The 257-nt window shown below is 69.3% G+C and carries 1 protein-coding gene; it reads left to right on the top strand.

The window, feature by feature from the left end; translation table 11 throughout:
- The coding region (locus NDO48_RS29355) for an aldehyde dehydrogenase family protein (protein ID WP_267322938.1) at positions 1-257 on the top strand (257 nt) is incomplete at both ends.

Below are 257 nucleotides of genomic sequence, written 5' to 3'. Positions count from 1 at the left end.
CCTGGATCCAGGCCGGCCTGTCGGCCGGCGTGCTCAACCTGGTCCAGGGCGGTCGCGAAACCCGCGTCGCGCTGGCCGCCCACCGAGGGCTCGACGGTCTGTTCTTCACCGGGTCCAGTCGCACCGGCAACCTGCTGCACAGCCAGTTTGGCGGCCAGCCGCAGAAAATCCTGGCGCTGGAGATGGGCGGCAACAACCCGCTGGTGGTGGAGGAGGTCGCCGACCTCGACGCCGCCGTCTACACCATCATCCCTGTC

It is taken from the genome of Aminobacter sp. MET-1, assembly GCF_026521175.1.
Classification (GTDB): Bacteria; Pseudomonadota; Alphaproteobacteria; order Rhizobiales; family Rhizobiaceae; genus Aminobacter.
This window is presented reverse-complemented; position numbering and strand designations above follow the sequence as displayed.